The following is a 15965-nucleotide window of genomic DNA, read 5'->3' on the forward strand; positions in this document are numbered from 1 at the left end:
GGCTTCAGGTTCAAACAAGTTTGAATTCTGGCACAGTGGAATAGTTCGGCTGACATAATGCTGCCTGAACCGCGTCATCAACTGTTTCTAAATAAATATACTGCATAGCTGATTTCGCTGTTTCTGGCACATCATGCAAATCTTTCTGATTACGTACCGGCAGCAGTACTGTTTGCAAACCTGCTCTTTGTGCAGCCAGCACTTTCTCCTTAATGCCCCCAACGGGCAACACCAATCCACGCAAGCTAATTTCACCTGTCATCGCCACTTCATGATGTACCGGTCGATTGGTAAACAATGAGGCAAGCGCAATAAACATGGCTACTCCCGCACTCGGCCCATCCTTTGGAATAGCTCCTGCCGGGACGTGTAGGTGCACATCGATCCCTTCAAACATGGATACGGGAATATCCAGTTCATTAGCGCGCGCTTTTACGAGCGTTAGTGCTGCTTGGGCACTTTCCTTCATGACATCACCCAGTTGCCCTGTCAGAATTAGCCGCCCGCTGCCACTTACTCGGGTAGCTTCAATAAACAGGATATCACCCCCTACTGGTGTCCATGCTAGCCCAGTAGACACGCCCGGTAAACTGGTACGTGCCGCAGTTTCATGTTCATATTTAGCCGGCCCGAGTATGGTATCCAAATCAGATGCATCGACACGCACTTGAAGTTGCGCATCTTCTGCAATACGTAAAGCAGTATAACGCATGATTCGGCCAATCTCACGTTCGAGCTGGCGTACCCCCGCTTCGCGCGTATAGTTGGCAATGAGGCTATCCAACGCTGCAACTGTTAGCTCACATTGATGTGGGTGCAAACCATTGGCTTCTTGCTGGCGGTGTAGCAAATAACGTAATGCGATTTGAAGTTTTTCCTCCCGCGTGTAACCGGGCAGATCAATAATCTCCATGCGGTCACGTACCGGTGGAGAAACCTGATCGATTACATTGGCAGTAGCAATAAAAATCACGCGACTTAAATCAAATGGAACGCCAAGATAATTATCCCGGAAAGTTGAGTTTTGCTCTGGATCCAGGATCTCAAGCAGTGCTGCCGCTGGATCTCCATGTATGCTCACAGTCATCTTATCGATTTCGTCGAGCATCATGACACAATTGCGCGCTCCTGCCTTACGTATGCCCTGCACGATATTACCTGGCATTGCCCCCACATAAGTACGCCGGTGACCACGCATTTCTGCTTCATCATGAATACCTCCGAGCGACACTCGAACGAACGATCGCTGTAGAGCACGGGCAATACTTTGACCGAGCGAAGTTTTTCCCACCCCAGGTGGGCCTACAAAGCAAAGAATCGGCGCTCGGCCGTGCGGTTTTAATTTCTGAACGGCCAGAAACTCGATTATACGTTGCTTGACGCGCTCCAACCCAAAATGATCAGCTTCTAAAATTTCCCGAGCAAGATTGAGATCAATCGGCGCTTCTTCCGGTAATCGCCAAGGTAACTCAGTCATCCATTCCAAATAAGTATGGAGCATTGAGTATTCGCTTGAGGCAGTTGGCATACGCTGCAACCGGTTAAGCTCTTTGCGAGTCTGCACTTCGATCTCAGGAGGCATCCCCGCTTTTGTGATCGCTTCATCGAGTTGGGCAATTTCCTGCCCATGATCCCCATCCTCACCCAATTCTTTCTGAATCGCTTTTAATTGCTCCCGCAATAAAAACTTGCGTTCGCGATCTTCCATTTGCTCCTTGGTACGCTCGCTAATTTCTCTCGATAACCTTAATACCTCAATCCGGTGTGCCAAAAGTTTAAGAACTTTTTGTAACCGTTCTTCGATATCAATCGTTTCAAGCAGCATTTGCTTTTCACTAATTTCTGTATCAAGCAAACTGGCTATAATGTCGGCAAGTTGTGCAGGCGCACGAGTTGTCTGCAGAGCATGCCCAAGCTCTGCAGGAATTCCTGGTAATAACGACAAAATTTCGGTTGCGCGCTCGCGCAGTTGCACAGCGAGTGCTTCAGTTTGAGTAGATGGTTGAGAAATTTCTTCGATACGGCTAATCCGAGCAGCTAGAAAAGGATACTCCTCAATTAATTCCTTGATTTGGAAACGCTCCATTCCCTGACACACAATATGCTGCATACCATCAGTCGCAGAGATATGGCGTACAATCTTGGCAATAGTACCAACCAGACATAGATCATTTAACTCAGGATTATCCACTGAAGCATCTCGTTGTAATACGATACCGATCGGGGCATTCGTTTGCAATGCATACTCGATTGTGGCGATTGACTTGTCGCGCCCGACAGCAATCGGCATGAGAACATGTGGAAATAACACCACGTTGCGCATGGGGATCAGCGCAATAACGTTATCAGGTAATTCGAACTTTAATTCGGCTGGCTGCTCCATGATCGGTTTCTCCATGAATGAGTGGTTTTAATCTGGATAAAAACATCCATTTGCACCATTCTTTCCGCATCTAAATAAAATGTACTGAATGCCCTCTATGTTATCAATTACATCTAGAACATATTGACAACCATTGAGCCAGCCAAATTCCCGTAATAAGTAAAAATGAACGTTTAACGGTCTCATTTTTTATTTTGATTTGGAAATGGAATGATAAGGAGGACGAACAATAAGAAGCAGAATTCATAGCCACCTGCGCACATTCTTCGCATAAGCAATATATTCAGCCCCAAACTTAGCAATCAACGCCTGCTCTTCCGGAATGATCTGAAAACGATTCATATACCAAACAAAAACAGGTAATCCTGCAAAAGAAACTATATTCGACAGTAACAAAGCCCATGATAAAAGTAGCAGTAAAAAACCAGCATACATTGGATTTCGGCTTATTTTATAGATGCCTCTAGTCACAATAGACGATGTGTTACTCGGCTGCATCGGATTAACGGTTGTTCCTGCTAATCTAAACGCTATAGCACCTGCCAGAATTAACGCAATGCTGGTAAAGCCAGCAATAGCGGCTAAGATGAATTGCCCAGGAATTACTAGTACTAACTGAGGAACAAGAGTGGCAACGAACCACATAATGACCCCAATAAGCGCCATTATGATGATGGGTGGAATTTTGAGTTCTAACACTTTCATAGACTTTGATCAGGTATTATTCCAAAACAGAACAATATCGAATCAAAAATAAACGAAGCAATACTAAACACAGATCGTTCTATCTTTAAACATTCTCCATCCTATATGATTCTTAATATTCTTGTTTTAAATTATAAAGTTCAACCTCAAGCGCTTCGATACTCTCTTCGTAAAGAGCAATTTCTTCATTGACTTGGTGCAACCGTTCCTGATTACTCAGTTGACTCACATTTTTATCAGAAGAATCTTGATGAGCGGTCTCAGTCATAGATGCTTGTTTTACTCCTTGATTGCTCTTTTTATCGGTAGTTTTATTGGGCTCGGGCAAAGATGCACCTTTTTTTATAGCTAAATTTACTGGGCTATAACGACTTGCTGGCAATACTATTATTTCGGGCAAGTCAATCTCGTTAGCCCCTCTCATTTTAGTATTAGAATAGAGGGTCTGACCGTCTTGATTTACATGCTTGTATATTCCTGACTGAGCCATACACAGCAAGCTATAAGTAGAAAGCAATACCAATAAAAAATTTGCAATTTTCATGAAAACAACATCTACGTTCTATCAATAGTTAGAGATTTCCTAGCTCAGCTCGTAGTGCCATGATATTTCTTTCATGCAAGCTAATTTGATTACGTAGCTTCTTTATATTTTCATTTTCTGAAATATGGGTATCAGACAACAATTGGGTATGATGAGGCTCAGCTGACCTCATATTTTTTATAGCTTCATTTAAAGCTTGCTGTATCTCTACCAAATGTTTGGTTTCTGAAGCCAATTCACTCTCAAGAATTTGACGACGATGAACATCTCGCTTTTTCTGTTGACTATCCGTTACTTTTGGAAACCCTCCTATAGTCAAAGGCGCCCTTGTCATGGCTTTGGCGACGATTCTCGTTTCTGATGAGTTAGTCTGGAGCTTCTGTCCACCTTTAACTGGTGTATTGGTATAGGTTATATGACCATTTTCATCTACAAGTTTATAAATACCTGCTACTGCATGAGTCGTAATAGTGAATAAAACTGCCAACAATGAAGCAATGACAAAATTTTTTTGCCGCATAGCCATCTCCCGACTGAAAAAATTAAAATTAATTAAATTTTCAATCAAATGATGCTTAGGCAATAAATTAATAAACGCCTCAAATTCGACTTTTATTTACAAACTGTAATACATTGAGAACTCAACAGGATGCGTATTAATCCGATAAAGCATCGCCTCTTCTATTTTTAATGTAATGTATGCATCAATCATATCATTGGAGAATACACCACCTCGAGTAAGAAATTCACGGTCCTTATCCAGATTCTCCAGCGCTTCCTCTAAGGAATTACAAGTCCCCGGAACTTTAGAGGCTTCTTCGGGAGGGAGGTCATAAAGATTTTTATCCATGGGGTCGCCAGGATGAATTTTATTCTGAATACCATCAAGCCCAGCCATCAACAATGCAGTAAATGCTAAATAGGGATTGGCGATTGGATCAGGAAAACGGATTTCAATACGTCGCTGCTTAGGATTGCTGGCATGAGGAATACGCACAGCAGCAGAACGATTACTAGCAGAATAGGCAATATTGACAGGTGCTTCAAAACCAGCAACGAGCCTTTTGTACGAATTGGTGCCAGGATTGGTAATCGCATTCAGTGCCTTTGCATGCTTGATAACACCCCCAATATAATATAGCGCTGTTTCAGACATTCCAGCATAACCATTTCCAGAGAACAGGTTCTTTCCATCTTTCCAGATTGATTGATGAACATGCATACCAGAACCATTATCACCCACGATAGGTTTTGGCATAAATGTAGCCGTTTTACCATAGGAATGGGCAACATTGTGCACGACGTATTTGAGCATCTGGTTCCAGTCTGCACGCTTGACTAAACTATTAAATCGAGTACCAATTTCACATTGGCCTGCATTAGCGACTTCATGATGATGAACCTCAACGCTAATGCCCATCTCTTCCAGAACGAGACACATCGCAGAACGAATATCATGGAGCGAATCAACTGGCGGTACAGGAAAATATCCGCCTTTGACAGTAGGCCGATGTCCAATATTGCCATTTTCATATTTCTTCTTCGAACTCCAGGCAGCTTCCTCTGATTCGATTTCTAGAAAACACCCTGCCATATTAGTATGCCAACGTACAGAATCAAAAATAAAAAACTCGAGCTCTGGGCCAAAATAAGCAATATCACCGATCCCTGTAGATTTAAGGTAGACTTCACCACGCTTTGCTAATGAACGGGGATCACGGATATAACCTTGCCCGTCAGAAGGATCAACCACATCACAGGCAAGGAACAAAGTCGCTTCATCCATAAACGGATCCATCGTAGCTGTGTCAGGATCAGGCATGAGTAACATATCCGAAGCATGAATTCCCTTCCAGCCCCCAATAGAAGAGCCATCAAATGCATGCCCATCCTCAAATTTGTCTGCAGTAAAAGCATGAGCAGGAACGGTTACATGATGTTCCTTACCGTTAGTATCAGTAAAACGCAGATCAACAAATTTAACTTCATGGTCTTGAATTTTCTTTAAAACATCAGCTACTGCCATTTTAATCTCCAGAGAGGCATTATGGTTTTGTAAAAGCTATAAAAAATCGCATAAGTATATGCAGCGTGAAATAGGAAATAAAAATACTATTCTTTTGATACGTAACAAATAACAGATCCCTATAGTCATTAAGTTTACTGCTTAAAATCATACTCAGAAATATTATTCTGGAATATTTGTATCACGCAGGATAGTAGAAATGGAAAATCCAGCACAGACATTTAATTAGCAAGCTGCAAGCATTCGTTCTGGAATTTAAACCATTTATTAATTATATAATAATCCTGTAATTTTGCCTTCTTTACCAATTGCTATTCAAATATTGTCACCCTATCCTTATTCATGCTCATCTAGGATATTTATTTATCGGTATACCAGCATGAAATTAAGGCCAGAATTTAATCATTTGCAATTGGGAAGCGGCATGGATGTTCATCATCCCACCAAGGCAGCATGCAAGAAAAATCAGCAATTTTACTGACTTGGGAAAGTGCAAATAAAATTGCTTATGATGCTTTTGTTATTTGGTGCTGGCTTAAGCCTTGAGACTACAATTAAAAAAACTGGTGTTGCGAGATGGTTAAGTGTCAGTGTATGGAATCCAAACAATCTCTGGGTTGATATTTTCATATCGCGATTGATTGTATTTGCAATTTTTTGACAAAATTTGCGCCCGATATTGCTACTATTATGATTTTATTGCCTAGATTCGATGTACTAGTGATCACTTATAGCAACTACAACGTCGAACGCAATCGTATACCCTAGTTTCGTAACCATTTACCAAATGATAGATACCAGCTTAAAGCTCAATCTGATTGGAATTACCGTTTTGACGAGCTTTTCTTATTGTGCGGGTACTTTTCAGATAATTGCCAATTGGTTGAGATAACAAAACAATGATGCCACAAAATGATGTCGAAAAATTCCGCATTGATAAATGGCTATATGCTGCCCGTTTTTTTAAGACACGCTCTTTAGCAGCAGAAGCAATAGAACGCGGGAAAGTATACATTAATGGTGCGCGGGTCAAACCAGCCAAGATTGTAGCAATAGGCGATATGCTCACTATTCGGATTGCGCATTATCAATACGAAATCAAAGTGCTAGCATTATCGAATAGACGGGGGCCAGCATCAGAGGCGCAACAACTCTATCAGGAAACTGAGGCAAGCCGTAAAGCACGCGAAGTGCTGGCTGAGCAAACTAAAATCCAGTCACAGCAATTTTATACCAAAGGCAGGCCCACCAAACGTGATCGGCGTGAAATAGACCGTTTCAAAAACCGGCAATAGTATTCACACATGTATCGTTTGGTAATTCAATTTTGTTCAAGTTAGCAGGATTTTTCAAAGGGATTCCATTGCTAAATCAAAACTAACTTTGTCGGCTTCACCTTGCCGTATTATTGATATTGTCTGCGGTGCACCTTCGCGTCATGTTTGATTTGGAAATGGAGTAACTTTCGGTTTTACACAGAATATTTCCGAATCTTCCAACCTTGCACCGCCAGCTACAGCGTACTCCATAATATGTACAGAAATCATTTAACAACTTAATATTGGTCATGCACAACTTTTTGTTTCGAGTTTCGAGCACCAAAATGTTCATTACTGCATCGATTGGATAAAGGTACTATTTGGTGCAATAAACAAGCAAATAAAGTTGTTTTTAAATATTTTTTTTAAAACAATTTTACAAAATAATTTCTCTGTTGTACAAAAGCAACATAATGTTGCTTAAAATCGAAAATTTAATTGTTTTTAGTTGCGCCCCTAATTTATGTTGGGCACAATTTACCTAACCTTTCCAGTTCGGAAGGTCTGGATAATGAGAAGTTAAATAAAAACAAAGTTTAATAGGTTTTCAGCATAACAACCCCCGTCTTTTTAATTTTAAAGGAGAGTTTCACATGAAAAAGAAACTAATTGCGCTGGGAGTGGCTGGTGCACTTGCAGCTCCACTGATGGCCTCAGCACAAGGCACCCATGTCACCATTTTTGGTCGAGTGCAAGCTGAGTATGCCACAGTTGATACCAAGGGCAATGGCGCTCAAACAGGCGTACTTGATGATGCAGCCCAATCACGCTGGGGTCTGCAAGTAGCAGAAGATCTTGGAATGGGCTTCAGAGCAATGGGCCGCGTAGAGTTCTCTTTTAACCCTGGTTCCGGCAGATCTGATAGCGCTCGTGAACAATGGGTCGGTCTTGGCAGCAATCAGTGGGGTGAAGTGAAATTCGGTCGAGTTCAATCACCCTTCAAGGATTTTGCCGGCGGTCACACGATTGATCCTTTCTCCTACACCAGCCTCCATGCTAATGGTAGCGGTGGTCTGATGGTTGCCTCACAAAATGGTTTAGGATCAGGTGACAACAGCTTTGTCAACAGTGCAGCACGCTACGATTCACCTGTAGTTGAAGGGTTTCAAATGTCAGCTATGTTGATGCCGGGTGATGCCAGAAAACTGGATCCGTCCAGATCGGATCCAACCTCAGCAGGATTTACTCCTGGCGTTCTTGATCCACTCGCTATTGGCCAACCATTCACTGGTGCCAATTCTGGTGGTGAAGATGGTGAATGGGACTTCCAGGTTGCAGGTAAATATAGTAACCAGTTCGATGCACTTGGTCTCGACATCTTCGGTGGTTATTCACGTGACAATGTCAGCAATCGGATGAAAAGTTTAGGCGGTGTACTCAATGACGAAGAAATCTGGCGTGGTGGTGCACTGATTTCTTTTGCCGATCTGCGTGTCCGTGGTCAATATGAATATGTTAACAATGCTAATCCGTTAGGCGGTGCTGCCACTTGTACTACCGCTGCTGCTTTCGGGAATGCTGTCGGCTCACTGAGCCTTGATGGCCGCGGGCAATGTAACTCCGCCATGAATGCTAATGGCGATGGTTATCTCTGGTTCGCAGGTGTCGATTACACAATCGGTAATACCATGCTTATCGCACAAGGTGGTATGGCTCATGCCTACAGCCTTAGTGGTGGAGCTGGTTCAAAAGATGTGGAAAACATTACCGCAGGTGTCATTCATAGCCTGAGCAGACGCTCCAGTCTGTTTGGTGGTTATCAGCGTGTCTGGGTAAAAGACAGAAATCTTGCCGCGATTGGACAAGATGGGGATCGTAATGTTTATTCAGTAGGTCTACGCCACGACTTCTAAACAAGTCTATAGCAAAACAAAAAGGGCGTCAGTAGATGCCCTTTTTTATTCGAAGAAAACAATTACAGTAGAAAAATATATTATTAATCATCCTAATCCGTTGGGAAGCTCTCCATCACACAAGACATGTTTTGTAATCAGCGACGGGTCTTACCCAGTATGGAGCCAAGTATGCCGCGCATGATCTGTCGACCGATCTCAGTGCCTACGGTTCGGGCAGCACTTCTCGCCATTGATTCTATGATTCCCTGAGGTTGGCGTCCAGAACGTTTGCTGACCTCTTTCTTGCCGAGTATGTCACGCCAGTCAAATCCAGGATCGCCTTCTGGCTGCATTTCCTTGCCAGTTTTCTTTTCGACTTGATCTTTCAGAATTTCATAGGCTGACTCACGATCAATAATTTCCTCATAGTATCCAGAAATGCTTGACTTACGAATTATTTTTTGCCGCTCCAGATCTGTTACAGGGCCGAGACGACTCATGGGTGGAAAAATTTTACCTATTTCAACTGGCTGAGGGCGCCCTTTCTCATCCAGAAAAGAAATCAAGGCATCACCTACGGCCAGCTCTGTAATCGCTGCTTCAACATCGATTTGCGGGTTAGGACGAAATGTTTGTGCAGCCGATTTGACTGCTTTTTGATCTTTAGGAGTAAATGCCCGCAATGCATGCTGAACACGATTCCCAAGCTGTCCAAGTATGACGTCAGGAATATCCAGTGGATTTTGACTAACAAAATAAATACCCACTGCTTTCGAGCGAATTAATCGCACCACCTGCTCGATTTTGTTTAACAACACTCTAGGCGCATCATTAAATAATAAATGGGCTTCATCGAAAAAAAATACCAGCTTGGGTTTATCCAGATCTCCCACCTCAGGGAGATTCTCATATAACTCTGAAAGCAGCCAGAGCAATAAAGTGGCATAAAGACGTGGCGTATTATGCAGAGTCTCGGCTGACAAAATACTGATCACTCCTCTTCCATCTGCATTCGTTTGCAAGAGATCTGCAAAATTCAGCATCGGCTCTCCAAAGAGATGCTCGCCCCCTTCATGCTCCAATTGCAATAATCCTCGCTGGATCGCACCCACAGATGCGGCTGAGATATTGCCATATTGAGCTGCAAGCTTTTGAGCATTCTGCGAAGCATACTGCAACATAGCACGCAAATCCTTCAGATCGAGTAATAACCAACCCTGATCATCCGCAACTTTAAAGACCGCTGTTAATACCCCAGTTTGGGTATCATTGAGGTTAAGTATGCGCGCAAGTAGCACAGGTCCCACATCTGAAATCGTAGCGCGCAAGGGATGCCCTTTCTGACCAAAAACATCCCAATAAATCACTGGATTGTCAGCATATTCGATGGATGCTAAACCGAGCTCCTTAGCTCGCGCTTCTACTTTTATGTTACCTCCGCCAGGCTGACTCAGTCCTGATAGATCTCCTTTGATATCTGCCATGAACACAGGAATACCTACGCGGGAGAATTGTTCTGCCAGAACCTGTAAAGTCACCGTCTTACCTGTGCCAGTCGCCCCAGCAATAAGACCATGCCGATTAGCCATTGGAAGCAAAAGATCCAGTGTTGACCTTCTCGACTGCGCTATGATTAATTTATCGCTCATATTTTAAAATTAAGTATGAATTAAAAATCAATTTCCTATTCTCTGAATAATTTGCGAATCCTATACCAGACTCAATCTTATCAGCTCTGATATTTGCAGCCTCCTAACCTAACTTTACTCTAGTAGAAATAGTTATTATGCCTGTAATGTAAAACTTACAAGCAAATTACACTACAATATTTATTCAACTCCTTTTGATAATCATAGCAAATTTAAATTATTATGCCCTTTGACCCGGTTATTCTTTGGACTGATGCGCTAGTTTACTTGCTTGTAGCTACTGTGCTCGCTATGGGGTGGCACATGCAGCGCCACACTCACTTGTTAATGCCATGGCGACGGGTAACCCATAGTGCAAGTGGTATGGCTGCTCTGACTGTTCTGTTTTTTTTCATCCTGATCGGGCTACTCGATACCATCCATTTTCGCCCTGCTTTAGATAAAGTCAGCGATAATTTGGGTGAAAAGGTCTACAGTGTTGAAGTATTGAGTCTTTTTGATATCATTGCGACGCCGTTACGTATTCGTGTGGAAAAAACTTATTCAGCGCCTCTTTCAGCCTATCTGTATACAAAAGAAACTGTGGAATTACCTAATGGCAGTCAAGCACGGGAGTTTACCAGGCTGACGTTCGGTGGTGCCCACCTAGAGGATCCGGAAGTACAGAGGATAAGCGATATTACTGAGCGATCTATCAGAGGTGCGGCATGGGGATTATTGACCTGGAGTTTAATGGTGATTAGCTTGGGTATGCTATTGGCCAGGTGGCATAAGATAAATTTTCTACAAATGCAGTCCAAAATTTGGGGTGGCGCTACCGAAACACCGTGGCACGTCATCATGATTACGCTTGGGTTAGTTCTCATTTTGCTGGGTATAGTTGTTACTCTATCAACCCACTACCATGTGCTGGGTACCGACAAGGTAGGACAGGATGTGCTGTATCAATCGCTCAAGAGCATTCGCACTGGGCTCGTAATTGGCACATTGACTACGCTCATCATGCTCCCTTTCGCACTGTTATTAGGGATCGCTGCCGGCTACTTCCGCGGTTGGGTAGATGATATTATCCAGTATACCTACACGACGTTAAGCTCGATTCCCAGCGTTCTACTCATTGCTGCCGCAGTTTTGATGATGCAGGTATACATCGAAACTCACCCGGAAATGTTTGAGACTATTTTAGCGCGCGCTGATCTACGTTTATTATTTCTTTGTATCATACTTGGCATCACCAGTTGGACAGGCTTATGCCGACTATTGCGAGGAGAGACCCTGAAATTGCGTGAAATGGAATACATTCAGGCTGCACATGCATTTGCTATTTCACATTGGCGGATTATCAGCCGGCATATTCTCCCCAACGTCATGCATATCGTCTTGATCGCTATTGTGATGGATTTCAGTAGCCTAGTGTTGGCAGAAGCTGTACTTTCATATGTAGGCGTCGGTGTTGACCCTTCCATGATCAGTTTTGGTACCATGATTAATGCAGCCAGGCTAGAAATGGCGCGGGAGCCAATGGTATGGTGGACACTGCTCGCAGCATTTGGATTCATGTTTGTACTCGTGTTAAGTATCAACCTTTTTGCCGATGCAATTCAGAATGCATTTAACCCACGCATTAGAACATTATCAGAAAGAGCCAGCAGGTCATCTCATCGACCAGATAAAATGTTGCCATCCAATCCGTCTCCATCCCGACCAGCTTCTGCTGCCCTCCCTCCCGAAGCAAAAAACAACAAAGTACACTCATGATGCCACTGCTGGAAATTGCGAAACTCAAAACCGTTCTAAATACTGGTTCAGCACCCATTCATGCAGTAGATGGGCTGGAATTAAAAATTTTCAAAGGCGAAACATTTGCTTTACTGGGAGAATCCGGTTGCGGGAAATCCATGACGGCTCTTTCCATCATGCGCCTGTTACCGGAAATAGCTGAAATTATTGAAGGCCATATCAAGCTTGACGGCAATGATTTATTGCTTTTACCAGAAACTGACATGCGGAAAGTGCGGGGTAAGCGCATCAGCATGATTTTCCAGGAACCCATGCTCAGCCTGAATCCAGTCATGACTATTGCCTCACAAATTAAAGAAGTATTGAAACAACATTTTATTTTGCATCACACTCACCTGCACAAACGTATCCTGGAGCTATTGCAGCAAGTTGGCATCCCGGATGCCCCGCGCCGCATGACTGAATTCCCATTTCAGTTTTCTGGTGGAATGAAGCAGCGCGTGATGATCGCCATGGCACTCGCAGGTGAACCTGAGCTACTTATCGCAGATGAACCGACTACTGCATTGGATGTCACGATTCAAGCTCAGGTACTTGATCTCATGCGCGATCTCCAGCAACGTACCCATATGGCGATCCTGCTGATAACCCATGACTTAGGCGTTGTTGCTGAAATAGCGCATCGTATTGCCGTCATGTATGCGGGAGAAATTATCGAGACTGCAACCTGTAAAGATTTTTTTCAGCAGCCTGCCCATCCTTATTCACAAAAATTATTTGCCGCTTTACCAGAAAGAGCCAAACGTAATCAAGGTCTTGCTGTGATAAGCGGCAATGTCCCTCTCCTGTCACAAGCATTTCAAGGTTGTCGTTTTGCAGAACGCTGTGATCATGCTTGGGAACTATGCCGCCAGACAGTACCCGAGTGGATCGAAATAACACCTGGCCATCGGGTTAAGTGTCACCTCTTCAGTAAAGAAAAAAGATCTGAATACCAAGTGAATAGGACGGAAAAACAAACAACTTCATCTGTTGAGACTTATCAGCCAACACATCATCAGGACTCAGCGTTATTGAATGTTACTAATCTCAAAATTCATTTCCCTATCTACCAAGGCTTATTAAGACATACTGCTGGATATGTTAAAGCTGTCGATGGTATTTCGCTTACGATTACTTCAGGAAAAACGCTTGCGTTAGTAGGTGAATCAGGCTGTGGCAAAACCACAGTGGGCAAAGGTATTTGCCTACTTATACCAGTTACAGAAGGAAGTGTACAGTTTAATGGATCCGAGCTTACTGGATTACCACGTCATCAGCTGCGTAAGAAGCGAACTGAATTTCAGATTATTTTTCAGGATCCTTACTCATCCTTGAATCCTAGAATGCGCATTATTGATATTCTTGAAGAAGGGATGAATGCATTAACCCCTGATGATCCTCACCGAATAAAACCTGAGCAACCGTTATCCTCATATCAAAAAGAAAATAGGATAGACGAGCTCCTCCAACGCGTAGGTTTGCCACCTGAAGCGAAATGGCGCTATCCGCATGAATTTTCTGGCGGTCAGCGACAGCGGATAGCCATTGCTCGTGCTTTGGCGGTTAATCCTAAGCTATTGATTTGTGATGAACCCACGAGTGCTCTGGATGTTTCCGTACAAGCACAAATCCTAAATTTGCTCAGAACTTTACAGCAGAACTTAGGTCTTGCTTATTTGTTCATTACGCACAATATATCGGTAGTAGAATACCTGGCTGATGAAGTAGCTGTCATGTATCTGGGGAGAATTGTTGAAAAAGGCTATGTGGATGAGATACTAAATACTCCCAAACATCCTTACACACAAGCACTTCTTTCGTCAGTGCCAGCGATCGAAGCAACCTCCAAGCGCCCAAATAGGACTCACCTGAAAGGGGAATTACCTTCTCCTGCCAATACACCATCAGGTTGCTACTTTCACCCTCGGTGTCCTTATGTCATGCCAATTTGCCGGAAAATCTATCCGGAAAAAAGTACATTTAGCCCGACACATAGTGCACATTGCTACCTTTATTCACAGAATCAGAATTCAGCTTAACCAAATAATAAAGTATTTAAGGATTTTTAATAATGATTGATCAAGAAGTAAAACGACGCCGCACATTCGCTATTATTTCTCACCCGGATGCAGGCAAGACAACATTAACTGAGAAATTGCTTATGTTTGCGGGAGCAATCCATATCGCGGGTAGTGTCAAGGCCCGTAAAGCAAGTCGTTATGCAACTTCTGACTGGATGGAGATCGAAAAACAACGGGGTATTTCGGTCGCAAGCTCGGTAATGCAAATGGAATATCGGGATCATGTCATCAATTTGCTTGATACCCCAGGGCACCAAGACTTTTCCGAAGACACCTATCGTGTGCTTACAGCGGTAGATGCTGCTTTGATGGTCATTGATGCTGCTAATGGTGTGGAAGCACAAACCCTGCGCTTACTGGAGGTATGTCGTGCGCGCAATACACCCATTCTCACTTTCATTAATAAAATGGATCGTGAAGTTCGTAATCCACTTGACCTGATTGATGAAATCGAGCGCACGCTCGGTATGGCAACGATCCCCTTTACCTGGCCAATAGGGATGGGCAAGCAATTTCATGGCGTATTTGACCTTCAACATCACTGCGTGCGCGTATTCCACCCAGGCGCTGACCGTGTAGAAAATGAAAATGAAATGGTCATCAATAAGCTAGAGAATAAAGCGCTGATTGAACGTTTTGGTGAAAACTTCATTGAAGCGCGCCAGGAAATGGATTTGGTTCGTGGTGTATCGCCGGAATTCGATCATACTGCCTTTCTTGCTGGGAAGCAAACGCCAGTATTTTTTGGTTCAGCAATCAATAATTTTGGTGTACGCGAAATTCTTGATGCACTTATTGAACTCGCCCCTCCTCCTAAATCACGCCAATCCATTCAGCGTGAAGTTCCGCCCGTGGAACCTAAATTCTCAGGTGTCGTTTTCAAAATCCAGGCCAACATGAATCCTGCGCATCGCGATCGTATTGCATTTGTCCGTATCTGCTCGGGAGAATTCAAACGCGGCATGAATCTCAAAATTGTCCGGAGTGGCAAAGAAGTACGTACTAATACAGTTGTTTCATTCTTGTCGCAGCGACGGGAACTGCTTGAAGTTGCGTATGCTGGTGATATTATCGGCATTCCTAATCATGGCACATTGCAACTAGGCGACACTCTTACTGAAGGGGAAACACTGCATTTCACCGGACTTCCTTTTTTTGCGCCCGAAATATTCCAGACAGTCGAAATTGCTGATCCAATGCGAAGCAAACAGCTCAAACTAGGCCTAACACAATTAGGTGAAGAAGGCGCGATCCAGGTTTTTCGCCCCCACATAGGCAGTAGCCTATTACTAGGAGCAGTAGGAAATTTGCAGTTTGAGGTCGTGACACATAGGCTGCAGCACGAATATGGGGTAGATGCTCGCATTGCTGCTGCCAAATATCAATTAGCACGCTGGATTACTGCTAATGATCCCCAGGAACTGCAACGCTTCATCGACTCGAACGCACACCGGATTGCTTATGATGCGGTCGATGCGCCTACATTTCTTGCTTCATTCGCTGCGGAAATTAGTGTAGCGAAGGAGAATTGGCCTGCTATCAGCTTTCACAAAATGCGCGAACATGCGGGATTAGTATTTCAAACCCAGGCGGATCATTGAAAAAAATTAATCTTCTGACTACGCATTTTAATTATCACTT

General features: G+C 43.4%; 11 protein-coding genes. 5 read left to right on the plus strand and 6 right to left on the minus strand.

Features of this window, described 5'->3' with window-relative positions; translation table 11 throughout:
* Window positions 1-10 precede the first annotated feature (10 nt).
* The 5 genes from lon to glnA all read right to left on the minus strand — a co-directional run bounded on the left by lon (window position 11) and on the right by glnA (window position 5658).
* Window positions 11-2398 carry an endopeptidase La gene (lon, locus tag AAW31_RS18155; protein ID WP_235264420.1) on the minus strand — a complete coding sequence of 796 codons (2388 nt, stop codon included), beginning with the start codon at window positions 2396-2398 and terminating at the stop codon, window positions 11-13.
* Window positions 2399-2626: 228 nt separating this feature from the next.
* Window positions 2627-3088, minus strand: a complete 462-nt coding sequence (locus AAW31_RS18160) for a methyltransferase family protein (RefSeq protein WP_046851315.1) — start codon at window positions 3086-3088, stop codon at window positions 2627-2629.
* A 112-nt stretch (window positions 3089-3200) separates the two neighbouring features.
* Window positions 3201-3632, minus strand: coding sequence for a hypothetical protein (locus AAW31_RS18165; RefSeq protein ID WP_046851316.1), 432 nt, complete (start codon window positions 3630-3632; stop codon window positions 3201-3203).
* Between the two features lie 28 nt (window positions 3633-3660).
* Complete coding sequence (locus tag AAW31_RS18170; RefSeq protein ID WP_052752355.1) at window positions 3661-4215, minus strand: DUF4124 domain-containing protein; 555 nt, start codon at window positions 4213-4215, stop codon at window positions 3661-3663.
* Between the two features lie 33 nt (window positions 4216-4248).
* A complete protein-coding gene (gene glnA / locus AAW31_RS18175; protein WP_046851317.1) occupies window positions 4249-5658 on the minus strand; it encodes a type I glutamate--ammonia ligase in 1410 nt (469 codons plus the stop codon).
* An 899-nt stretch (window positions 5659-6557) separates the two neighbouring features.
* On the opposite strand from glnA, the gene AAW31_RS18180 reads away from it, so the two are divergent.
* On the plus strand, window positions 6558-6953 hold the full coding sequence (locus AAW31_RS18180; RefSeq protein ID WP_046851318.1) for an RNA-binding S4 domain-containing protein: 396 nt from the start codon (window positions 6558-6560) through the stop codon (window positions 6951-6953).
* 617 nt (window positions 6954-7570) lie between these two features.
* On the plus strand, window positions 7571-8830 hold the full coding sequence (locus AAW31_RS18185) for a porin (protein WP_046851319.1): 1260 nt from the start codon (window positions 7571-7573) through the stop codon (window positions 8828-8830).
* Window positions 8831-8967: 137 nt separating this feature from the next.
* Here the strand turns inward: AAW31_RS18185 and AAW31_RS18190 are convergent, their stop codons facing one another.
* Window positions 8968-10461 (minus strand): helicase HerA-like domain-containing protein, encoded by a 1494-nt coding sequence (locus tag AAW31_RS18190; RefSeq protein WP_046851320.1) that lies wholly within the window; start codon window positions 10459-10461, stop codon window positions 8968-8970.
* Between the two features lie 222 nt (window positions 10462-10683).
* Between AAW31_RS18190 and AAW31_RS18195 the strand changes: the two genes are divergently transcribed.
* From AAW31_RS18195 to AAW31_RS18205, 3 genes are read left to right on the plus strand one after another with little or no spacing between them, the layout of a single operon-like run.
* A complete protein-coding gene (locus AAW31_RS18195) occupies window positions 10684-12219 on the plus strand; it encodes an ABC transporter permease (protein ID WP_046851321.1) in 1536 nt (511 codons plus the stop codon).
* Complete coding sequence (locus tag AAW31_RS18200) at window positions 12216-14282, plus strand: ABC transporter ATP-binding protein (protein ID WP_046851322.1); 2067 nt, start codon at window positions 12216-12218, stop codon at window positions 14280-14282. Before AAW31_RS18195 ends, AAW31_RS18200 begins: the two co-directional genes overlap by 4 nt.
* A gap of 29 nt (window positions 14283-14311) precedes the next feature.
* The gene (locus AAW31_RS18205; RefSeq protein WP_046851323.1) at window positions 14312-15925 is read left to right on the plus strand and encodes a peptide chain release factor 3; all 1614 of its coding nucleotides are present in this window, start codon (window positions 14312-14314) and stop codon (window positions 15923-15925) included.
* Window positions 15926-15965: the final 40 nt, after the last annotated feature.

Source organism: Nitrosomonas communis, from assembly GCF_001007935.1.
GTDB lineage: Bacteria > Pseudomonadota > Gammaproteobacteria > Burkholderiales > Nitrosomonadaceae > Nitrosomonas > Nitrosomonas communis.